Genomic DNA, 22873 nt, shown 5'->3' with positions numbered 1-22873 from the left:
TCTAAAAACGAGTTTTTGGTTCGATCCAGTCGGTGCTGGTTTGAGTGCCGAAAACTAGGGCTCTATCGTCGTTGACAGCTACGGTTTGGCCGGTCGTATCAACGGCACAAAGAGGCCAAGTTCCCTCCCCCAAATTGCCAGCGCGGAACAAAACTTGTCCTGGACAAACTTGACTCCAACCCAACAATACAGCATGAGTGTAAAGACTGCGAGCGGGAGCAACAGTATAGGTATAATTATCATTTTTGTCCCAGATGACAGCGTAGTCAGACATATCCGAAGAACAGAAAATGGCTTCAAATTCGCGGGCGAGGAGGCGGGAACCTGTTTGATTCCAACCAACTGGTACTAAAATGGCGATCGTCCCAGACATATCAGTTTCGTCAGTAGCGTAAAACCCGCTTTCAGCCAGTGGCGAAGCAGCAGCCACGGTTTGCAGTTCCCCCGTTTTCAGATTTTCCACAAACATGACACTACTAACTCGACACTGGAATAATTCCGGCTGCACTTGTAACTCAATGCGACTGTAAGCCGCGTATTCACCATTAACCGAAACTAGGGAAGGACTGCGATAGTAGCGGACGCCAGAACCCATAGTCGAGCTAACTTTAGCATGAGTAGTGGTGATCCATTCCCAAGGAACGGGATAAGGGCTATTTAAAGGGTCGTTCATGGAGTTTTTTCCAAAAGTTATATTGCATTATCTAACAGATTTCGGCTCTAAAATCGTCAGATTTAAAATCTCACATCTAAAATAGACATCGGGCAAAAAGGCTGTCAAGGGTATCCAGGATGTCTACTCCACAGGAATGATTGTTTATGTTTCATCTCCAATCTCCAATCTCAAACCTAAAATCGAATGATAGTATCGAAATTGATATGGTAAGTGTACCGAGAGGGAGGAGCCATGACGGCATCTTTTAATCAAAAACCTTCAATTCCCCCAACTCGCGTCCCCAAGTCGCGGGGGAAAGGTGTTTTCGTACTATCGCTGATTTTTCGACTGTTACTGCTGGGGGTAGGCAGCGGTTTTGCCTGGGTTTTGGGAATGTCGATCGCCCAAATTTACCCATCTAGCGCCACGGAAATGCCCCTAGCCGAGAGATTCCTGCGTCTAACTCAAAATTTGACCCCCGGTGCGAAACGCCCACGAGCCAAGCAAATTCCGGTGCTACCAACACCAACCACTACGCCGAGCCCGCAGTCGCAACTCAATCCCGCCGCCAAACAGAAGTTGCAGTCAGATTTGAGACAGTTACAGGGAGAGTTGAACGCCCTCATCGGGCGCACGGCTGCTTTGGAAAGCCAGTTGGGTACCAGTCGCCCAACAGAAACCTTGGAAAAGCGATTGCAGTTGATGTCACGGGAATTAGCATCACCGGAAACAGCCTCAACGCCTACTCCGGCTTTACCCGCCATTGGCGCGACTGCAACTCCACAGCCTGTGACGGAGGCGCAACCAAGCGATAATCATCCCGTGTTTGCAGGGGAAGCGCTGATGGTGACATTGCCTAGCGATGTTTTGTTTGATACTGGCAGTATTTCCTTGCGCGTGGGAACCAATGCGATTTTAGATAATTTGGTGGCGGATTTGCGCAATTACCAGGGGGCGACGGTGCAGGTTTCTGGACACACTGATAATGTGGGGGAAGCGGTGGATAATCGCAATTTGTCTTTTGCGCGAGCTCAGGCGGTGGCGAACTATTTGTCTAATGTGCTTGGGGAGAAGTATCATTGGGTGGCGATCGGCTATGGAGACAGTCGCCCTTCGGTGGATAATGGTTCCGATGCCAATCGGCAGCGCAATCGCCGCATTGAAGTAGCAATTAGTCAGTAGTCAGTAGTCATTAGTCAGTAGTCATTAGTCAGTAGTCATTAGTCAGTAGTCAGTAGTCATTAGTCAGTAGTCAGTAGTCAGTAGTCAGTAGTCAGTAGTCAGTAGTCATTAGTCAGTAGTCAGTAGTCATTAGTCAGTAGTCATTAGTCATTAGTCAGTAGTCAGTAGTCAGTAGTCAGTAGTCAGTAGTCATTAGTCATTAGTCATTAGTCAGTAGTCATTAGTCAGTAGTCATTTACAAATTACAAATTACAAATTACAAATTACAAATTTATATGAAAATTATCTTTTTTGGCACTCCAGAATTTGCGGTTCCTACTTTATCCAGCCTGCTAAGTCATCCCGAATTCGAGGTGGTAGCTGTTGTCACTCAGCCGGACAAGCGTCGGGGAAGAGGCAATCAATTGATGCCTTCACCAGTCAAAATGGCGGCTTTAAATCACAGTCTCCCGGTTTTGCAGCCCTCGCGAATCAAGAAAGATGCCGAAACAATTGCCCAACTGCGGGCAGCGGAAGCTGATGTGTTTGTAGTGGTAGCTTATGGTCAGATTCTGTCTCAAGAAATACTGGATATTCCTAATATAGCTTGTGTCAACGTTCATGGTTCAATTTTACCGAAGTATCGCGGGGCGGCACCGATTCAGCGCTGTCTTTATGAGGGAGAAAAGGAAACTGGAATTACTACGATGTTGATGGATGCGGGGATGGATACTGGGGCGATGTTGTTGAAGGATTTTGCGGGAATTACGCTGTTGGATAATGCTGATTCTTTAGGAGATAGGCTGTCAGAAATTGGGGCGGATTTGTTGGTGGAAACTTTGGTTAAATTCAGGGATGGGAAAATAGAAGCTATTCCTCAAAATGAGGCAGAAGCGACTTATGCCCCCATGATTAAGGGTGCTGATTTTGTGTTGGATTGGTCGAAAAGTGCGATCGCGCTTCACAATCAAGTTAGGGGTTTTTACCCCGATTGTACGACGACTTTTCGCGGTAATTCCCTGAAGGTGATGGCTACAGCCCCAGTCGGGCCGGAATATTGGCTGCAATTACCGCCAGAGTTGAGGGTTTTGGAACGGGAATGGGCTGTTTTGTCGGAGTTGTCGGGGGAGAATGGGGCGGTTGTGAAGGTTGTGAAGGGCTTAGGGGCGATCGTCCAAACTGGCAATGGTTTATTATTATTGCGGGAGGTGCAGTTAGCGGGTAAAAAAGTGCAGTCTGGGGTAGATTTTGCCAATGGAACTCGATTGGTTGTGGGGGAGATTTTTGGTGGTGTGGAAGTTACGGGTTAGATAGAACCTGAAACGGTTGATTCGTTTGTTCCCATGTCTGAATCGCTATATAAAGTTTTGTCAGCCGGAAATGACCAGACTCATAGGCTAGCCTTAAATTTATTTCTAGTACATTAGGTTCAACCTGCTTTGAGTTACAGGAACCTAATGCTTTACAAAGTGCGATCGACAAAATAGCAATCATATCGTGACCACAACAAATATACCACATATCGTGAGCATTTGTTTTTAAGCTATCCATCTTTGTTTTAACTTCTGTCTCATTAAGTCCCGGTTGTTGAGAGTTATTTTTCACGGCTTTCATCAAGTCGGATTCATTTAATGCCAATGTTTCCTTATTTATAAACTTATTAAAAGCTAAATCTTCAAATCTTAAACAATAATCAAACTTCAGCGAAGCCCATCGCAAATAACCGATAATCCTGGCACTTTCCAATAAAGTCTGGCGAACATCTTTACCAAAACTCTTGATTTTTGCTTCCGATCCGTGTTCCAAAAGCACCTTTTCAAGTGCTGGCGACTTCAGCAGCATAGTTTCCAAATCGTGAGTATCTGTGAATAGCAAGTTCGGACTGAGTGGAACAGTTCCTTCTAATATATCAAAATCAGCATCAACCACACCCAAGACACCAGCAAAGTTATCTCTTTCAAGGATATTGAGCACTTTCACAGCATTATCCTTGTTATGGGCAATTTCCACACGACACTTTGTTGAGTCTACCAAGTTTTTCCATACCCGCGCATCTGTATCTCCCTCAGCAATTAGAAAAGAATGTTCAGTGAATTTAGGTTGATTTCTCAGCAGGCGAATTTGGTTGGCAATGTAGCTAGGGTTAATATGTTCTTTCATTCAACTGGTCTTGCTAATTCCACTGTCAAATCCCAGCGATCGTCTATAATGCTTGGAGAATGAGTTGCTAATAAAACATCAAAGTTTGCCAGCTTAATAATTGCTTGCAAATCTTTGAGAAACTCGATTTCCCATGCTATATGCAGCGAAATTTCTGGTTCGTCAATGAGAACCAGCGAGTTAGGTTTAACTTTGAATAATAACTCGTAAACCATTACCAGTTCATGCTGTTCTCCGAAAGATAAGTCTGTCGGCGACAAAGGCTTACCACCCGCCGTTGTAAAGGTAAAACCTTTCTCTTTACTGATGCTCATATTTTTATAGAGAAATCGCTGTTTAATAATTCTTGTAAAAAGTTCTATTTTAGTAGCGAGTTCCTTAAAAACCATGAGTTTTTGTTCTACATCTTCAACATACACCGACAAAATGTTTTTGGTGGTATTATCAATATGTTGTTCGATTTGAAAATCAGGATTTTCGTCTTTATCCAAAAGACCAATTTCTATGAGACGATAACGCTTTTCCTCAATTTTATTTAATTTGTCGCGAAGTGTTTCTTCTGTTAGGTTAGAGGGTGCTTTTTTGTTGAAAATTCTTGCGGGAAAGGTTCTTTCAAGGGATTGAGACAATGCACCATATTCAGCCAGCTTTGCTTCAATCTCTTCTGCAAGTTCCTGGGAATATATACTAACCGATGGAATCATTGAGGGGTGTTTCGTGTCTACCGCTGCTTCAGGAACACTTGAGGGAGTTAACAAACGCTGAGTTTCGATAAAATGAATGTCTATCGAGCTTTTTAATTCTGACAGCCACTTTGGTTCTTGCTTAAGCCTCCTTGCTAAATTTGTAAAATCTTCAATAAAGGACATGGCAATATTTTGTCTTGGGAATAATTGCGTAATTGTATTTTTATCCCCTAATTGAATTACTGAATTTACTTCGTCCTCTGTAGCACTTAAATGGAAATCCAGTTTTACTCCTGGATGCGTTAACAAATCTGGTGAGAATATCTCTACTTCTGCACCAGGGCGATTAAAATGAAACGTTAATTCTTCGTCTTTTTTATTTTCATTGGTTTGATCGATAGATTTAGTTACTTGCACTTGACTGCCATCATCAAAGTCTATTCTAAATTCTGCAAATGGAATAGTCCGAAGTTCTGAGTAACGTGAATTAAAAAATCCATTAATGAGCCTGAGTAATGCTGTTTTGCCAAATCCATTCGGACTGTGAATAATCGTGATTCTATCTTCCCTGTTCAAGGAAACCGGATGGTTGAAAACTCCAAAAAGTTTGGTGACAGAAATCTTATTGATTCTCATTTTTCCCTCTAGTTATATCAAATCAGTTAGTATTGAAATTATTCCTATCTCTCTTCTCTTCCTCTGTGTTCTCTGCGTTCTCTGCGGTTAAATAATTCCCATACCTAAAATTCTGCCACAACTTCCTCTTTCCCACCCAACAAACCCTGGGCCGCCTCCAACATATTCTCCGCCACATCTTTCAAATCTTCACGACTTGCCAAATAAGTTTTCAAAGCATCCAATGGGTCTATACTATTGTTAGCATTCAATTCGGGCAACCGCGGCCTTGCTAACTGACTGATTAATTCCGGTTGAATTGTATAGCTGTGCGCTGCGCCCAAAAGTGCGTGCAATTCTGCATTATCAATTAAGTCTAATTGTTCCGATCGCAATTGGTAGATCAATCTCACCACCGCGTCTGATATCTCTTTCTTCCCAATCGCTTTCACCAACTCAGTTTGCGGGTTTTCCGCTTCAGCCACATTCACCTTAATAGTCTGAAATTTTCGCACAGGTAAAGCGCAAAATTCCCACTCAGCTTGGCCCCGTTGCAAATTAACTAGCACAAAACCCTTGTCTTCTTTCTCTTCACTAAAATCAACTCGTTCGATACTTCCCGGATAAACCACGGGCGGATTGTTAGAAGCATTCAGATTTTGGTGTTTGTGAACGTGGCCGAGAGCCACATAATCGAAACACGGACGAGTTAACATGGAGACGGGAATATTAAAGCCTTTTCCCACTGCTAAAAAACGCTCTGCACCCAAACTGGCTTTATCTGCCATTAAGTGTGCTAAAAGTACAGTGGGGATGTTTGGATCGAGACGGCGAATTTCTCCTTCTAGGGCGATCGTCAGTTTTTCGGTTAATAATTGGTTAACATCTCCCACGGAAAGGTTTTCGGTTTCTGATTTTGTCATTAAAGTCGATCGCGTCAACCAAGGTAATGTTACCACCTGTACCGGGCCGTTGCGGGTTTCGATGCGGTGAGTATCCAGGCGATCGCCTACAATAAACTTAGGTATACCCAAAGTCCGATAAATTCCCAAACTCGCGCCACCTTGTCCCTGGGAATGTTGATCGTGATTTCCCACTAGCAAAACCGTCGGAATTTGCGCATCCACCAAGCGGCTAAATTGACGCGCAAAAGCCTCTTTGACAAACGGTGGTGGCGTGGAATCGGGGAAAGCATCCCCGCCGAATATGACTAAATCTACCGGTTCAGAAATCGCTCTATCCATACATTTACTCAGGCTATTGGCGAAGTCTTCCAAGCGTGTATTTAAACCTGTTTCGGGATTGACGCGCCCGTGAGAAAAGCCACTTCCCATGTGGATATCTGAAAGATGTAAAATTTTAATCATTTTGTTATTGGTGATTGGTTGTTAGCTTAGTCGTGATTCAAAGTGCAACTATGAACTCAATCTTAATTTTACACTTTGTTGGGTTCTAATTCAATACTGCGGCGCTGGGGATTGATCCGTTTTTCCATCGCAAATATTGCCTTATCCTCCTCCAACCCGATTTCATGAAACTCTTTAAACAAAAACCCAGACTCAATTTTCGCAATCACAGTTTCCAGCCACTTGTCAAAGGAATCATATTCAATACTTCTAAACGGATAACTCTTGTAGTCAAAACTGATGATTTGTCCGGGAATACCGCCGAAACAGCCTTCAGTATCCACAACCCGCAGCCACCAACTATCTACTTTCATAAACGGAATCCATGCTTCATTCCAATATTCCCCTGGTTTCCATTCCGAGAAATTAACTTTGCTTTCCCCATCCCAAAAATCTTTCTCCTTCGCAATACATTCTAAAGGTAAAAGACTCCTACCATGCTCGAAAGGAAACAGCCAATTATCCTCTAAACTTTCATAGGCTGAACCATTACAACAGCGGTAAAAATCGTAGAATGTTTGAGGAAGTTCCCGTTTGTAACGATTTTTGAATAATTCGATTTCTGTTTCTGCTACACCGGGATTGAGTAAACTTAGCGCATCGGGATAGTAATTTTCTAAGGTTTGTACAAAGGTGCTGACGAGAGGAGTTTGGGGCCGCAAGTGGTTGTCCATATAAGCTCATCGGCATTTAAGTTACATGATACAAATTATAGCAAAATCCCCAAAACCAGGTTGCTGTGAAAACTCCCAAATTCTCAACTAAGGGCGGTTATTTGATGCGCTCTTTTATGTATTCTGCGATGGCTGGTTGCAGTTGGAAGAGGGTGCGATCGCCTTTTTGGACTTTTTCGATTAACAACCTCCGCCTCAAGGATTCCACGGCTTTTAGAAATTCTGACGGCGATAATTCGAGCAGGGCTGGCTTTTTGGAGATTTCGACTGGTTTGTTTTGATTTGCCAACCAGGACAATACTTGTTTTTCCGTCTCTGACAACCGCTGAAAATGTTGGTCTAATAAGTATTCTAAGTCTCCTAAAACTAGGCTATTATAGGATAAAAATTCAGTAACATTGCCGCTAAATAAGTCTTGAATTCCAGCAGCTACTATATTTAACCACAACGGATTGCCTTGGTAAAGCTCAATCAATTCTGACCATTTTTCTGATTCGGCTAAGCCTTTTTTTGTGAAGATTTCTCGCGCTGCTTCGCCTAAACCATTGAGTTGCAATGTTTGACAATTTTTCGGATGGCTTTCTAAGGCTGCAATTTCTCTGGGTTTTTCCCAAATGAGCAAGATTATGCAACTGTTGTGGGATGATTCTGCTATTTGTTTGAAGAATGGGCCGTAGTTTTCATAGCCCGGTTTGTAGTTTCCTGCTAGTTGTTGGCTGCTGAAGATTGTTTGGACGTCATCGAGGATGATGAGACAGCGGTGCGATCGTAAATGGTGGATTACCCCCCCCAGCCCCCCCTTGCTAAGGGGGGGAGAAAGAGGTTGAGTCTCTTGGCCGCTATAGTCTATTACCCCCCCCAGCCCCCCCTTGCTAAGGGGGGGAGAAAGAGGTTGAGTCTCTTGGCCGCTATAGTCTATTACCCCCCCCAGCCCCCCCTTGCTAAGGGGGGGAGAAAGAGAAAGAGGTTGAATCTCTTCGCCACCCCTGGGAGAAGCAGGCTGAATCTCTTCGCCCCCCCTTGATAAGGGGGGGTTGGGGGGGTTAGTTTCTTGCTGCTGCGATAGGAATTTAATTAAGTCGGTTTGGAGTGATGCGAGGGGTGGCGCGTTGTGGAGGCTTCGCCAGATGATGCAGTCGAATTCGTGTTGAATTTGTGGGATTAGTTGGAGTGTGAGGGCGGTTTTGCCAATACCGGATAAGCCGAGGATGGTGATGAGGCGGGTGTGGCTTAAAATCCAGTTTTCGAGGGTGGTGAGTTCGGATGTGCGATCGAAAAATGTGGAGATTTCTGGTGCGTCGCCTAAGTCGATGCGGGGCTGTTTTGTAGTTGGTTCGGGGTTTTGGGGCGTTTTGGGCGATCGCACTTTTTCATGACAAACATTAAGCTTATTATTAACTGTTATACTCTCGCCTGTTATATTTTCAACAATTGCTGATTGATAATTATAAACTATACCCTTTTCTAATACGGCCCTAAAATTGTTTTTAGTAATATTTTTTTTCAATGCCTTAGAAAGTGTTTTCCAAAGGTCCGATCCGACATTTCTGACATGACTTGGACTTGAGTAAACTTCTTGAGCAATTTGCGTATAAGTTGCGTCTTCTAATGTTCCCCGCAGAATAGCTTCTTGCACGTAATCTAAATGCTTTCCCGTCTTAGCAAAAATTAGCTCATCTGCCAGTGTCAAAACTTCGGCAATATCCATAGATTAGGGAGAAGCTGGAGTTTACGCCATTCATTATACCTGACATTTCGTACAAGTGTGACATTTTTTATTTTGTCATTTATCTAAAGTCAGGATTTTTCCTACACAGCTCATCCTTTATATTAATTGATTAAGGTGTTGAGAGGATATTTTATATGAAGCGCGATCGGTGGCTCAGCGGTTTGTTGTCGGCTGGGGTGTTGTCTTTTACTCTAGCGACAGTTGGCGCACAAGTGGCACAGGCCCAGCGTCGAATTCATATATTCGACCTAAGCTGTGTTGGCAGATGGCCTAATTATCAGGTTAGTCGCATCAGGAGTAAAGATATTTCCATAGGTAGAGAACTATATACCAGTATTTTAGAGACGACACCTACCGGTTTCACTTGTAAACTTCCAGGCGGTCGCCTCTCTCTCCGATTGGAGTATGGAGTTAGTGATAACGATAACATTCCACCCCCCAAAATAGACGTTTACGTAGATGGAAATCAAGTAGCTTCCCAAGTAGGAAAGGAGGGAAGGGTCAATACGATGCTGGTAGATGTTAGTAATGGTAAAAGTCTAGCTATTGATATCACTTGTTCCAGAGCAACAAATTGTAGTGAAAGTATTACACCCTACTACTTTTTCTCATTCCACATTATACCAGGCGGAAGCTCTCCAGGGAGTCGATAAATTATGAGTATTAGCCGCCGTCAATTTAATCGTATCGTCATCTGGGGTGGCGCTTCTTTTGCTGCTTCCGCCACATCCGGCATCTTTTTCCCCAAACCCGCCGAAGCTTATTCCCTAGAATTTCCGATTAGTGCTTTATCAGCCGATCGCGTTTTTAACGGTATTCAAAAATATTGTGGAGCACAGCCCCTTCCCGGTGTTCTAACACCAATATTACAAGGCAATACTAATGTTAGCAATAAAATAGAATCAGCAGCCGCTAATGCCATTCGCACCGCAGACAAAGAATTTGTTAACCGCAATTTTACCAGCAAAAGAACCGAATTAGCGGTAACTGGCAGCGGTTCTAATTTTGCATCAGATACCAGTCGGCTGTGGGGGCGGCAAAGACAGGAGCAAGTCGGTCCGAATGTTGGTTTTGGGTTTGTCCAAAAGTGGGAAGATCAATACAGCGATGCCAAAATTTCCGGGCCGACAATGTGCGCTATTCATAATGCTCAAAGAGTCTTGGCCGATCAAAGATTAACACCTCCAGAAATCGCGGCTTCTGTATTGCCAACTCGATCGCGAATAGATGATACGAGCTCTTGGGGAGGGGATGCGGATGCGTCTGCTGGGAGGAATCCAGGTGCTGTTTTTGCTCAATACGATACAGCCGCGGGTACGGTGACATCTCGCTACGATTTAGTTGAACCGGGGCCGAAGGGTTTTGGGCGTGTTGAGTATACTATTGAAGCGGAAGATCAGCCTCGGCGGGTGATTTTGGTGACGGTGAGGTTTTAGGGGAAGAGTAATATTAATTCTCGCGTTTGTTGTCGGGTCCGACGGGGGTTTAAACCCCCGTCTCATAGCGAAAGTCCTTTGAAAAGGACTGAAATGCCGACCGTCATACGGATATTCAGTAGGGACACAGCAGTGCTGTGTCCTGTTTTTATATCTGTCAACTTCTGATTTTTACTGCTCATCCTGTAACTTATTTCGCTGTGACGAAAACCGTTGAATGCGACTTTGAATATCGGAAACCATCCCTCGAATTTCCTGCATATCTGTGGGAATTAAATGTCTGGTGAGCTCTTGCAAAATTGGGTCTAACTCAACCGAGTAGTTGAGCAGGAGAAGGGTAATATCATTTTCATAAATACTCACCCGTGAAAAATTACCTTGTCGGTAAAGAGAGGGGAGGGCAAATAACTTGAGCAATACTAATCCCTCGACTGTAACACAGCGAACTGTACGACCTCCGAATTCTCGATTTGCCACACAGCTATTTCTTACTAATTCAAATAAGGAATTGCGAGTCAATAATAAATCGATCTGCACTGTCTCATAAACTCCCCTAGCAAAGTCGCGGTTTTCCTCCGTAACTGCAATTTCAGGCAATGTTGCTAAGTCTTCTAAGGAGAGAATCAAATCAATATCTTGGGTGTTGCGACCTTCTATGTAACTTAATAATGCTACGCCACCTACTAACAGATAATCTATGTTGCGTTCTGCTAATGTAGTAAACAATCGGTCAATTATTTCTGGTAGATTATCGGAGTTAGAGAGGTCTGTTCCCCAATTTTTCATATCGAATACTACTCCATTTTTAATGATTTCACCAATTGCTACAATGCCTGTCATGTTTGTTTCAAATATTGTTGGTGAACCCGCGCCTACAGCATTAATTGCCATAGTATTAGTCGATTATATCATCAAGTTTACTACTTTTGCAATTGACCAATCAAATCTAATGCTTTTTGAGCATCTGCATTCATTCCTTGAGCCCTAAATAAACGAGCCGCTTGCTGCAAATCGGCGATCGCCCCTTGTCTATCTCCCATTCTCACTAACGTAATTCCTCGGTTAGCAAAAGCCTTGGCATAACTGGGATTGAGTTGAATTGCTTGGGTGTAATCGGCTAAGGCAGAGCGATCGTTATTGATGCGAAACAGCGCCAATCCTCTGTTAAAATAAGTGTTAGCACGACCGGGATTAATTTGCAGCGCTTGATTGAAATCGTCGATCGCTCCTTTTTGATCGCCCAAGTCCGAAAGCGCCAATCCTCGGTTGTTGTAAGCTGCGGCAAAGTTTCTATCCAAGCGGATGACTTGAGTATAATCGGCGATCGCCCCTGGTTTATCTCCCATCGCCGACAACACCAGCCCCCGATTGTAGTAAGCGTCAACATAACTGGCATTAAGGGCGATCGCCTTGCTATAATCAGCGATACTTTTGGGCATTTGTCTCAAATCAAAATAAGCCAGTGCCCGATAAAAATAAGCTTCTGAATAATCCGATTGAGTTTGAATCGCTTGGTTGAAATCAGCCACAGCCCCTGACAAATCTCCCTTGTCAAACCGAGTTAAACCTCGAACATAATAAGTCTTAGCATCATTGGGATTGTTCAGTTTCAGAGGTGCATTAGGCGCGGTGGAAGTATTCACCAAAATAGCAGAACGATTTAATCCTGCATCCGACAATTTAGCGATAAAAGTATTGATAGGAATCGCTGCATTAAATCCTGTTTTAGTAATGGCTAAACCTGTGATCGCTTTTCTTTGGGTATCTGCGACACTATCGTAATCGCGATCGCCTTCTCCGTGAATCCCAACTACACGCCCTTCTGTATCAAATACAGGCCCTCCGCTCATGCCCCCTTTCGTAACAGCATTGTAGCGCAAAGTATAGCCATCTGAATGAGTCGGGAGACGACTGGTAACATAGCCTGGTGAAAACTCAAAATTGCGATCGGGTTGGTCTTTTCTGCTAGCGGGAACACCTGGATAGCCAAACACAAAAATTTCTGTTCCAACTGTAGCTTGTGCGGAATCGCCTAAAGTTACAACAGGATAAGATTCTGTACTGTCAAATGTTACGACTGCTAAATCTGGAGCATTCTGGCCTTTCTGCAATAGTACACTACGGGTTACTTGATAGTCTTTTCCTGTAGAAGTGCGAATCGTATAGGCATCCCGATCAGCCACAACGTGGTTAGCTGTCAGTACAGTGTAAGTCGTGCCTTGTTTGGCAATAATAAATCCAGTCCCTCCACTTGTTTTTCCATTAATTTGAACGGTGACTGATTCAGCTAATTTGGCAATTTCTTGGGGAGTTTTTGCGAAAACTGGTGCTGCTGCAAAAACAACTATTCCTGCTACCGTTACTGTTCCTGCTAGGATGCTGGTGAGGGAATCAAACCGCGAATAATCCCTATTCATAGATGATTGCTGAAGACTAAGATTTTTTATACTCCGAATAGTATATATGAAAATCCCTTGTCGGAAAAATCAATCTACTCGAATTTTCCAGCGATCGCCCTTTTTCTGACATTCCGTACATTCCTTACATTTCGTACATTAGAGGACAAATTCGTGATAATTTGTTATGTGGTTACAAGCTAATTTGCGCCTTCACTCAAGTTGGCTCTGCTTCCCCACAACTCTAGCTTTGACTATCCATCGCCTCTTCTTTTGTTTCTATTTCTACTTAACTCACTTCAAGATATTTTTTTTGATAATAATTAAAAAAAATCGCCCTTTTTTTTCAGCTTAAAAGGTTGACAATTCCTAGTTAATTAGGTATCATCTAATAATGGGAGTGGTGACAAAAATAATTATTTTTGTCACCACTCCCATTATCTAAAATATAACCCAAAAAACACCAAAAATCAATAGGTAAAAACACCTTTTTTACGCCCAGGTTTCCCAACCAACAAAAAACCAGAGACTATTCTGGAAAAGAGGCAACTGATACCCGATCGCGCCCTGCTTTTTTAGCTCGATAAAGTGCCTCATCTGCGATCGCAATCAGCGTCCCAGACTGCGACATCGGTGCGGGAATACAGCAAGCGACACCCAAACTCAGCGTCACATATTCGCTAACAGCAGACTTAGCGTGAACTATCTGCAAATTCCGCACTTCTTCGCGGATAAATTCCGCCACGCAAGCAGCACCTTGAATATCCGTATTCGGCAAAACTACTACAAATTCTTCTCCACCGTAACGCGCCACTAAATCAGCCGAACGTTTTACCGAACGCTGAAGCACAGTAGCCACTCGTCGCAAACATTCATCCCCCGCTTGGTGGCCGTAGGTATCGTTGTAAAGCTTGAAATAATCGATATCGCACATAATCAAAGACAGCGTAGCTTCTTCCCTCGCCAAACGCCGCCATTCAGTATCGAGATATTCATTAAAACACCGACGATTTTTTACCTGAGTTAAACTGTCATAGGTTGCTAAATAATGCAAGGCTTCATTCACCGTTTCTAACTGCTGTTTTTGCTCCTGCAACTGACGGTTGAGCGCTACCAACTGCTGTTCCGCCGCGTGCGATCGCAACAAATTTCTCACCCTCGCCAGTAATTCTCTTTCATCAAAAGGCTTAGAAATATAATCATCCGCACCAGCATCCAAACTTTCAATCCGAGCTTCCATCCCCGTGCGAGCTGTCAAAAAAATGACCGGAGTAGAACTCAATTCAGCAGTATTCCGAATTTCTTTCAGTAAATGCAACCCGTCTTGTCGGGGCATTATTTGATCGCTGATAATTAAATTTGGTCGCAATATTTTGGCAGTTTCTAAACCTTCTACTCCGTCCCGCGCCACAGCCACTCGGTAATGAGGATTGAGTAAAGTTTGCAAGTATGCCAGCAGAAAATAGTTGTCTTCTACTACCAGTAACAGCGGTAACTCTCGGCAGTCATCGACACATTCGGCTGCGTTTTTGGGCGACTGCAAACTATTAGTTCCAGCTAGAAGGTATTCCGGCGCGATCGCTGTCACATTTTCCCTCACCCAGGGGGAGTTCCCAAATCCCTTGAGTCCCGCCAGTTGAACGATCGCACCCACCAACTGATTGAGTTCCACCGGCTTGGACAAATGTTTCTGAAAACCCGCTTCCTGAGCCCATGTTGCATCATCTTCCGCCACACCAGCAGTCAGCGCCACCGCCGGTAGCAATTCCCTGCGCTCAGAAATTTCCAGGGCTCTGACGCGACGAATCAAATCCCAGCCCTCTGCTTCCGGTATCGCCAAATCGCTTACCAACACGTCAGACCATGATTTTGCTAACTCTGCCATTACTTCGGGGACGCTACGGACTGCTGTTACCTTTGCTCCCAAGGCTTCTAAGGCAGAAATCAAATATTCCCCGCTCTCGGCGCTATCCTTCACCAGCAGCACTTGCTTTCCGGCTAAGGCTTGGGGAACTAATGAGTCTTTATTTTTCCTGTTACCGATCGCACCAAGGCGATCGTCTGGTACATTCTGGTGATTGACAATCGGTAGCTGCACCCCAAAGGTCGCCCCCTCACCAATACCAGGACTCGAAGCCCACACAGTTCCTCCGTGGAGTTCCACCAACTGGCGTACAATCGACAGCCCCAAACCCAGACGGTTTTGTTCCTTGCTATTCCAGTTATCTCCGGGGCGGAAGTAGTCAAAAATGTGGGGCAACAATTTGGCATCGATCCCGCAACCCCTATCCCTGACTTGAATCAGCACCCCCGACGGGACAGACTCCATCATGATTTGAACTACCCCCGCCGCCGATTTCGGGGTAAATTTGATCGCGTTGGAAAGCAGGTTCCAGATTATTTGCTGCAAGCGTTCTGCATCTCCCAAAATATAGTGGATGGCGGGATCGAAAGATTTTTCTATTTGGATGTTTTTGGCATCTGCTGCGGGACGGAGAATGTCGATCGCCGATTCGATCGCTGATGGGAGGTGGACTCGAACGATATTGAGCCGTACTTGACCTCGCAGCAGCCGCGACAGATCTAGGAGATTGTCTATTTGCTGGTTTTGTATCTGAGCGTTGCGCTCGATGATTTCCAAAGCCCTACTGGTAGTCGCTTCGTTTAATTTCCGCGATCGCGCTAGTTGCACCCATCCCAAAATGGCGCTCAGGGGCGATCGTAGTTCGTGGGAAGCGATTCCCAAAAATTCATCTTTGGCGCGGTTGAGTTGGGTTAGTTCTGCTTCCTCGGTTTTGTGGTTTGTGATGTCGAATCCGATCGCTAAATACTGATAGGGTTTTCCTTGAAAATCCAGGAACGGAACTATTACTCCATGTACCCAATAATCAGTGCCATCTTTGGTTTGATTTTTAATTTCCCCTTGCCAAACTTCACTTTTTGTCACCGTTGACCGCAAATTTCTCATTAATGCCGAAGATTGATCTTCCGAATGGAGGATACCAAAATGACAACCGATTAGTTCGCTTCGCAGATATTGAGAAATCGAGCAAACTCGATCGCTCACGTAATTGATAATTCCGTTCCCATCTGTTCTTACCGCCAATGCCGAGCGGTCGATCGCTACTTTCAAATCTAAACATTCTTGAATAGATGAGTCTATGCCTTTGGCAATATTAATGCCATCGCGATCGACTCTATCCTGTTTTGTGAATTCTGTTTGAGCCTGAATCTGCTTTTTGATATTCATTGCTGTTTTTTTCCCTGATAGCTAACACCTTATTCACTCACACCCACAGACATTACCCCTGTTTTTTTTACCGCGCCTGGGAGTGAAATACTTGCTAGATTTTGATTTTCAACGGGACTCCCTAGGGCGTGTTTTCTTGCCTGATCCATCAGATCCTGATCCCCCTAAATCCCCCTTAAGAAGGGGGACTTTGAGCTTCTTTCTCCCCCCTTTTTAAGGGGGGTTGGGGGGGATCTCCGGGTTTGAAAACACGCCCTAGTCGCCCCTAGTCTGGAGTCACATCAATTATATAACTATCCCCTCCATCGTTGCCTACTGTTATTATTCCCTGTGCAATCTCAGCGCCTGCTTAGATTTTTGGTGTTTTTTGTGTAATTGCCGCACTCAATACAGAGGTATTGATTCTTGATAAATAATTTATGCTGCTGGAGTAATCCATGGCGCATCTTCCTATCGGTAGCAATTTTCATCATTTTTTTTCTACACCTTGACAGAGGTGTATCTTTGTTGTATTATACATATAATACAATTTTTGAGGTTTAGATAACAGAGTATTGAGGAACTAGAACATTAACATATTGAGAAAAAATATCTGTGAATTTAGATACACAAACGAAGCCTAAATAAAAAAGTCAATCACGATAAGTTAAGAAAAATATACAATGATATTCAAAATATTAACAGCTCCAAAAAACCATCAGTAATAATCACCCATCAAATATATATGAACGATTCCGACAACAATTACACTCAAAAAACTCCTCAAAACCGAGGCTTACTAGGAGCGGGGTGGCAACCTCTATATCGACAATTTGAGTGGGAACACTTCCTACACTTAGTGGCGACAGACCCCAAGGAATTAACTCAAAAAACCTTAGATATAGCCAGCGATATTGCCGATGCAATGGGACGACATCAATATAGTTGGTGGGCAAATATCTTAAATGTATTTTCCGAAAATACTCGTTACGAAATTGACGAATTTTGGGATTACATTACTCCCCAGCAAGTTTACCCAAATTATCGCTTCCAAGATGTACTAACCACCGAAACACCAGTGGTACAATTAGTCAGTCGCGCCAGCATTCCCATCGAATATGTTCTCAACAAACTTCAAGAAATTACTATTTTCAAAATTCTGGATTTGCTGGGGAATCCCGATGCCATTACCCAGGTATTTATGGACAGAAATTTTTCCTATCCCCCGGAACGATTTACGAGCTGGGAACGCTTGGAAGTTTTGGGTAGTGTTTATGCTTATTGGACAGACGCATCCTGCTGGTTACAAATAGACAGCTACGATAGGGGAAAGCGGCGCTACACTCTAATTTGCCAAAACATTGCACCACTGGTCAGGAAAGCAACTTACAATTTAGCAGTGATTCTGAGTGGATACAAAAGCCGCGTTGGACAGGTGAATAGTCAGTATCAAATTCGGACTTTTCCAGCCGATGTTCAAAGTTTTACAGATAGTGTTCAGCAGGCAATTCTTGACCAAAATCAGTTGGCTGTTCTGGTCAGCGGCGCACCAGGGACTGGCAAAACTGCCTGGACCCAAGCCGTGGCTAAGGAAATTTTAGTCCCCCTTGGTTATGTGATTTTTATCTTAGACCACGATGCTGTGGAAAATTTTGTGCCACCTAGTTATTTAGAGCGGATTTGTATTATTATCAACGAAGCTGATAATTTGGCACAGGATCGATCGACTGTTTCAGCCCAACGCAGTAATAAAACGGAACATATTCTGAGTTTGCTGGATGGAACTTTGTATCAAAGTGTCATAGATGAACATGGTATTCAATTTCAGCAAAAACTCGTAGTTTTGATGACGTGCAATACGACAGAAAGACTAGACCCCGCAATATTACGGAAAGGAAGAGTGGACTTTACCTGTGAATTTACGTACAAATTTGTCTGACTTAAATTTCAGAGTCTCTATAAATCTGCGCGAACCCATGAATTGCCCCTCTGGCAATACGCAATAATACTTAGAATGCTGACCCTTAAACATTTCCCAAACAGGCTGTTAATACTTGAATTTGATAATTTAAAGCGAAATTTTCCGCTAGCCTATAGACATATCTAGATCAAAAATGATATCACTGATGGGTGAGACCCCTCTAGGGTATTACCCGATCGAGTTCATCAGGGACAAAGCATTTTTTGTATTAAAAAGAATTTTTCAGGATTTACCCACTCCTGAGCAAATAAACCGGGGTTTTTTGACAGAATTAAAGGTCTTAACGCCGTATTTTGCTCGAAAAACCAGGTTTCTGCGTTGATTTTTTGCCAACAAGACAGATCAGGAGGACTTCCCCAACCGTGCAAACTAGGCCAGTTAAGCAAAAAAGTCAGGTACTGGAAAGGTATGCCGATCGTCCAACCTTCGTTACCCACAAACTGACAGAGGCAGCCGTGTCTGAGAGTAAAGAGCAATTTCGGCGGTTTGTGGAGCATTCCCCTGACGCCGTAGCAATGGTAGACTGTGAAATGCGCTACCTGTCTGTTTCTCGTCCCTGGGAAACAGCTTGTAACTTAAGTGCCCCACATATCATCGGCAAGTCTCATTGGGAACTGTTTCCTCATCTGGCGGAATATTGGCAGCAAACTATCCGCGCTATGTTGGCTGGTGTTTTAGAATATACCGAGTTTGTCGAAGCGCCATCGACATTATCGATCGCCAAAAAAACCGGGCCGGGCGCCGCTGCCGAAGCTATCAAATGGGCGTTTAAACCTTGGAAAAATAGCGACGGGGCGATCGGAGGTTTGATTCTATCTACTTCATCCCTAGCCGATCGCATCTCCTCAGATCATGGCGATCGCCCTTTGCCATCGGATCTCCAAACCGATCGCCCAGAAACACCAGCACACATCACTAAACTGGCGATCGATACCTGCCCCGATCTAGTCCTGTTCGCTACCTCAGAAGGTCAAATATGCTACGCCAACGAAGCTCTTTGTCGCAATCTCGGCTACTCTCAGTCAGAAATGCAACAACTCAAAGTTAGCGATATAAATCCCGAGTTATCCTTAGTAAATTGGCAGACTCACTGTAGTCAAATTAAGGCACAAAATAGTCTGACTTTTGAAGCCCTGTGTCAAACCAAAGAAGGCAAAAGTTTGCCCGTAGAAGTAAAAGTCAATTATTTTGAATCCGACGGTGAAGAATACTACTGCGCGATCGCCCGCGACATCTGCGATCGCAAAGTAGCACAATTAGCACTTTTAGAAGCTAAAGAGCAACTGCAAGCCGTCTTGGATGCCGTACCCGGATTAGTTTCTTGGGTAAGTTCCGATTTGCGGTACTTGGGAGTTAACCGCCATTTAGCTGCTGCTTACCAAATGCCTGCTGAAATATTTGTCGGTCAAAAAGTAGGTTTTTTAGAAACAAGTTCCAAGTTTAACGATTTAGTATACAAGTTTTTTGCCAGCGATGATAAAACCACATCTGAAGAAGTAACAGCCAGCGTTAAAGGAGAAAACAAAACCTATTTAATAGTTGCTCAAAAATACCAAAAAAATAGCATGGCTGTGTTTGTAGGATTGGACATTACAGACCGGAAACAAGCTCTCTCAGCTTTGCAGGAATCTGAGGAACGCCTGCGACAACAAGCATCCAAATTGGAACAAATGCTGTTGGTGTTGCAGCGCACTCAAACTCAATTGATTCAAACGGAAAAAATGTCATCTCTGGGACAATTGGTGGCTGGAGTCGCCCACGAAATTAACAATCCAGTTAGTTTTATTTCCGGCAATGTCAGCCACGCTAGAGGCTACATTGAAGAACTGTTGCAATTGGTGGAACTTTACCAAAAATATTATCCCAGTGTAGTGCCAGAAATTCAAAATTACATCGAAGAATTAGACTTAGATTTTCTCAAAAAAGATTTGGTGAAACTGCTAAATTCTATGCAGGTAGGTTCGGAAAGAATTCGCGATGTCGTGCGATCGCTCCGCCTATTTTCCCGTACCGACGAAGCCGAAATGAAGTCGGCAGATATCCATGAGGGCTTGGATAGCACTCTGCTGATTTTGCAAAATCGCCTCCAAGCTAAAGGCGGACGAACCGGGATTTCTCTCATTAAAGAATACGGTAATTTACCGCGCGTCCATTGCTATCCAGGACATCTAAACCAAGTGTTCATGCACTTGTTAACCAATGCGATCGATGCCGTGGAAACGGGAGTAAAAAATGCCGAAAAATCTGGTACAATCAAAAACCATGCTGATTTATCCGCTCACGAGTCCCCAGGTAAAATGCCAAATCCCGAAATTCGGATTCGCACGGAAATGGTAGGGGAAAGCGAAGTGGCGATCGTGATTAGCGACAACGGGCCAGGCATGACACAAGAAGTCCTCGGTTGTATCTTTGACCCTTTATTTACCACTAAACCCCCAGGTACTAGCACCGGTTTGGGTTTGTCAATATCCCGACATTTAGTAGTAGAAAAACATGGTGGTAAATTGGAATATGTTTCTGAGCCTGGACGGGGAACTGAGGTAATTGTTAAAATTGCGATCGGCAATGGTTGATTAGCTATTTACAAAGGGCAACTTTTATGGTTATCGAGTGGCTGAGATTTAAAGTGCCTCACGAAAAGTGGGAAGCATTTATGCAGCGAGATGAAGAAGTTTGGACTGCTGCATTAAGAAGTTTCCCCGGTTTTTTGGGTAAGGAAACTTGGGTAGATCCGGTGGAGAATGAGGTGGTGATGTTGATTCGCTGGGAAAGTAAAGAGTTGTGGAACTCGGTGCCGCCAAGTCTAATCGATGAGTTGGATGCGAAAATGGGGGATCTGCAAATGCCGATCGCCGAAAGTCGCGAATATCAAGTCCGTAAGTTCTTGCATTAGTTAGTAATTCGTCACGAGATACTGGTAAACGTGAACTGTTCTGAGATAAACTAGAGAAGACTTGTATAAATTTCAGTGTCTTCAGAAGCTTTCAAGTCCTTTGCGGATGCCGATGATGGCTTCGAGGTAGTCGATTCGTTTATAATTATAATTGTTTGTTATCAGGGCTTTATGTCAGCAAAGGATAAATTTCATGATGTTGTGAAGATTGCCTTGGAAAAGGATGGTTGGCTGATTACAGATGACCCACTTTCCATCAGTGTGGGTGGAGTTGATATGTTAATCGATCTGGGGGCGGAACGTCTGCTCGCAGCCGAACGCCAGGGCGAGAAAATAGCTGTAGAAATCAAGAGCTTTTTGAATACTTCAGCCATAACAGATTTTCATTTAGCGGTTGGACAATTTATCAATTACCGTACAGCACTCAAGTTCAAAGACCCCCAACGCCAGCTATTTTTGGCAATTCCTTTGACGGCGTATAATGATTTTTTCAAGCGTGAATTTGCAATCGCTGTTGTGGATGATTACCAGTTTAAGTTATTGGTCTATGATGTAGAACAAGAGGTGATATCTTTATGGAAAAAGTAGAAAAATATCGGGATTATATCAAACAAGTTCTGACGAAATATGCTGCATACAAGCCTTCTTATGGAGAAGTGGAGATGCAAGTTGTTTTTGACACAGAACACAATCATTATCAAGTTGTTCGAGTCGGTTGGGATAACAAACAGCGAGTTTACGGTTGTCCTATACATCTCGACATTAAGGATGGCAAAATCTGGATTCAGCAGAATGAAACAGAAATCGATTTAGGGCAAGAGTTGGTTGATATAGGTGTGCCGAAGTCGGATATTGTGGTTGGGTTTCATCCACCTTATATGCGTCAGTTCACAGAATTTGCAGTGAGTTAAAACTAATGTTGATGCTTTTTTGATGATTCTTACGATCGCTAATCTCACATTTTTGCCTTCTTCATCACCACACCCGCTGAATTGGATAAGCATCAAAAGCCTCATCACGACTAATCAAAACCAGCGAATGATTCATCGTCTGTGCTACCAAAATGCGATCGAAAGGATCTCGGTGATGCAGTGGAAGACTTGTATAAATCTCAGTGTCTTCAAATGTAATTGGTAGAATTTGAACGTTAATGTATTCCAATTCTTTCGGCAGATATTCAAATGACCGATTCAGTTGCAGCTTACCAACATTAATTTTAATGGAGATTTCCCACAGGCTGGCAATACTAAAATACAAACCTGTTTTAGTATCGATCGCTTCTTTTGCTTTACTACCGAGATTGGAATCGCCAAGCAAGTACCACAGAAAGGCATGAGTATCTAAAAGAAACTCCATGTTATGTATATTCCTTTAAATCTTCCAGCGGTTCATCGAAATCATCAGACATAACGATTTGACCGGCCCAACTACCATAACCATGAGGTTGTTCAAGTTGTTCTGGAGATGATTCAGTTTTTGCGTGTTTCTCAAGTAAATATTTTGCATAATGCAATATCTCTTGTTTGAGAGATTCTGGCATCTTGACGACTGTTTGAAAAATCTCTAGATCGATAGTCATGATTTTTGTGCAATTTTTACGCTGATCATGTTCCCTCATTATACTGTAATTGCAGTCAGAAGGTATTTGCTGTGACGGGCGATCGCACTAGACTGTTGCTTGAACAAGCATATCTTCTAACTGCTTAATTTGCTTCCAATCAATTGCTGCAACCCAAAGATTTTCCTCTTCTGAATATTGCACCACGCCATCGACTTCTAACTCTTCGTCATAAAATGCTAGTAATTGACCATCTTGCAACTTAATATTTTGGCGACTCAAATCTTCAATTGT

Annotated in this window: 21 protein-coding genes; 9 read left to right on the top strand and 12 right to left on the bottom strand. The window is 43.5% G+C overall.

Going from position 1 to position 22873, the window contains the following annotated elements:
* Position 1: 1 nt before the first annotated feature.
* Positions 2–673, bottom strand: coding sequence for a hypothetical protein (locus ACBR23_RS05905; RefSeq protein ID WP_341736414.1), 672 nt, complete (start codon positions 671–673; stop codon positions 2–4).
* A gap of 234 nt (positions 674–907) precedes the next feature.
* Between ACBR23_RS05905 and ACBR23_RS05900 the strand changes: the two genes are divergently transcribed.
* Together ACBR23_RS05900 and fmt are read left to right on the top strand one after the other, a co-directional pair.
* Positions 908–1837 (top strand): OmpA family protein, encoded by a 930-nt coding sequence (locus tag ACBR23_RS05900; RefSeq protein ID WP_371118782.1) that lies wholly within the window; start codon positions 908–910, stop codon positions 1835–1837.
* A gap of 275 nt (positions 1838–2112) precedes the next feature.
* The gene (gene fmt, locus ACBR23_RS05895; RefSeq protein ID WP_371118781.1) at positions 2113–3126 is read left to right on the top strand and encodes a methionyl-tRNA formyltransferase; all 1014 of its coding nucleotides are present in this window, start codon (positions 2113–2115) and stop codon (positions 3124–3126) included.
* On the opposite strand, the gene ACBR23_RS05890 is transcribed toward fmt, so the two are convergent.
* The 5 genes from ACBR23_RS05890 to ACBR23_RS05870 form a co-directional block, all read right to left on the bottom strand.
* Entirely contained in the window at positions 3116–3976 is an 861-nt protein-coding gene (locus ACBR23_RS05890) for a DUF4435 domain-containing protein (RefSeq protein ID WP_371118780.1), read from the bottom strand. The genes fmt and ACBR23_RS05890 overlap by 11 nt on opposite strands.
* Positions 3973–5298 carry an AAA family ATPase gene (locus ACBR23_RS05885; protein WP_371118779.1) on the bottom strand — a complete coding sequence of 442 codons (1326 nt, stop codon included), beginning with the start codon at positions 5296–5298 and terminating at the stop codon, positions 3973–3975. The genes ACBR23_RS05890 and ACBR23_RS05885 overlap by 4 nt, the downstream gene beginning before the upstream one ends.
* Before the next feature lie 104 nt (positions 5299–5402).
* Positions 5403–6644 carry an exonuclease subunit SbcD gene (gene sbcD / locus ACBR23_RS05880; protein WP_371118778.1) on the bottom strand — a complete coding sequence of 414 codons (1242 nt, stop codon included), beginning with the start codon at positions 6642–6644 and terminating at the stop codon, positions 5403–5405.
* A 68-nt stretch (positions 6645–6712) separates the two neighbouring features.
* On the bottom strand, positions 6713–7357 hold the full coding sequence (locus ACBR23_RS05875) for an SMI1/KNR4 family protein (protein ID WP_371118777.1): 645 nt from the start codon (positions 7355–7357) through the stop codon (positions 6713–6715).
* A gap of 97 nt (positions 7358–7454) precedes the next feature.
* On the bottom strand, positions 7455–9065 hold the full coding sequence (locus tag ACBR23_RS05870) for an ATPase (protein WP_371118776.1): 1611 nt from the start codon (positions 9063–9065) through the stop codon (positions 7455–7457).
* A 155-nt stretch (positions 9066–9220) separates the two neighbouring features.
* Here ACBR23_RS05870 and ACBR23_RS05865 point away from each other — a divergent pair, with 155 nt between their 5' ends.
* Positions 9221–9739 carry a hypothetical protein gene (locus ACBR23_RS05865; RefSeq protein WP_371118775.1) on the top strand — a complete coding sequence of 173 codons (519 nt, stop codon included), beginning with the start codon at positions 9221–9223 and terminating at the stop codon, positions 9737–9739.
* A 3-nt stretch (positions 9740–9742) separates the two neighbouring features.
* On the top strand, positions 9743–10522 hold the full coding sequence (locus ACBR23_RS05860; RefSeq protein ID WP_371118774.1) for a Tat pathway signal protein: 780 nt from the start codon (positions 9743–9745) through the stop codon (positions 10520–10522).
* A gap of 171 nt (positions 10523–10693) precedes the next feature.
* On the opposite strand, the gene ACBR23_RS05855 is transcribed toward ACBR23_RS05860, so the two are convergent.
* From ACBR23_RS05855 to ACBR23_RS05845, 3 genes are all read right to left on the bottom strand, one after another.
* On the bottom strand, positions 10694–11413 hold the full coding sequence (locus ACBR23_RS05855) for a hypothetical protein (RefSeq protein WP_371114805.1): 720 nt from the start codon (positions 11411–11413) through the stop codon (positions 10694–10696).
* 29 nt (positions 11414–11442) lie between these two features.
* Positions 11443–12939, bottom strand: a complete 1497-nt coding sequence (locus tag ACBR23_RS05850; RefSeq protein ID WP_371118773.1) for a tetratricopeptide repeat-containing serine protease family protein — start codon at positions 12937–12939, stop codon at positions 11443–11445.
* A 508-nt stretch (positions 12940–13447) separates the two neighbouring features.
* Positions 13448–16168, bottom strand: coding sequence for a diguanylate cyclase (locus ACBR23_RS05845; RefSeq protein WP_371118772.1), 2721 nt, complete (start codon positions 16166–16168; stop codon positions 13448–13450).
* A 724-nt stretch (positions 16169–16892) separates the two neighbouring features.
* Between ACBR23_RS05845 and ACBR23_RS05840 the strand changes: the two genes are divergently transcribed.
* The 5 genes from ACBR23_RS05840 (at position 16893) to ACBR23_RS05820 (ending at position 21932) form a co-directional block, all read left to right on the top strand.
* Positions 16893–18086, top strand: a complete 1194-nt coding sequence (locus ACBR23_RS05840) for an AAA family ATPase (protein ID WP_341736400.1) — start codon at positions 16893–16895, stop codon at positions 18084–18086.
* A gap of 404 nt (positions 18087–18490) precedes the next feature.
* Positions 18491–20701: a PAS domain S-box protein gene (locus ACBR23_RS05835; protein WP_371118771.1), complete on the top strand. Its 2211-nt coding sequence runs from the start codon at positions 18491–18493 to the stop codon at positions 20699–20701.
* Positions 20702–20727: 26 nt separating this feature from the next.
* Positions 20728–21021, top strand: a complete 294-nt coding sequence (locus tag ACBR23_RS05830; RefSeq protein ID WP_371114810.1) for a TIGR03792 family protein — start codon at positions 20728–20730, stop codon at positions 21019–21021.
* Positions 21022–21192: 171 nt separating this feature from the next.
* Positions 21193–21609 carry a XisH family protein gene (locus ACBR23_RS05825; protein WP_341736395.1) on the top strand — a complete coding sequence of 139 codons (417 nt, stop codon included), beginning with the start codon at positions 21193–21195 and terminating at the stop codon, positions 21607–21609.
* On the top strand, positions 21597–21932 hold the full coding sequence (locus tag ACBR23_RS05820) for a XisI protein (protein WP_371114811.1): 336 nt from the start codon (positions 21597–21599) through the stop codon (positions 21930–21932). The genes ACBR23_RS05825 and ACBR23_RS05820 overlap by 13 nt, the downstream gene beginning before the upstream one ends.
* 64 nt (positions 21933–21996) lie before the next feature.
* On the opposite strand, the gene ACBR23_RS05815 is transcribed toward ACBR23_RS05820, so the two are convergent.
* The 3 genes from ACBR23_RS05815 to ACBR23_RS05805 form a co-directional block, all read right to left on the bottom strand.
* Positions 21997–22377, bottom strand: coding sequence for a type II toxin-antitoxin system VapC family toxin (locus ACBR23_RS05815; RefSeq protein WP_340542194.1), 381 nt, complete (start codon positions 22375–22377; stop codon positions 21997–21999).
* Position 22378: 1 nt separating this feature from the next.
* Positions 22379–22600: a DUF2281 domain-containing protein gene (locus ACBR23_RS05810; RefSeq protein ID WP_340551631.1), complete on the bottom strand. Its 222-nt coding sequence runs from the start codon at positions 22598–22600 to the stop codon at positions 22379–22381.
* A gap of 87 nt (positions 22601–22687) precedes the next feature.
* Positions 22688–22873 (bottom strand): hypothetical protein (locus ACBR23_RS05805; RefSeq protein WP_371125636.1); only part of this gene is annotated, 186 nt, incomplete at its 5' end.

It is taken from the genome of Microcoleus sp. (assembly GCF_041354475.1).
In the GTDB taxonomy this organism is placed as follows: domain Bacteria; phylum Cyanobacteriota; class Cyanobacteriia; order Cyanobacteriales; family Microcoleaceae; genus Microcoleus.
Note: the sequence above shows the minus strand (reverse complement) of the source record. Positions and strands in the feature narration are given on the sequence as shown.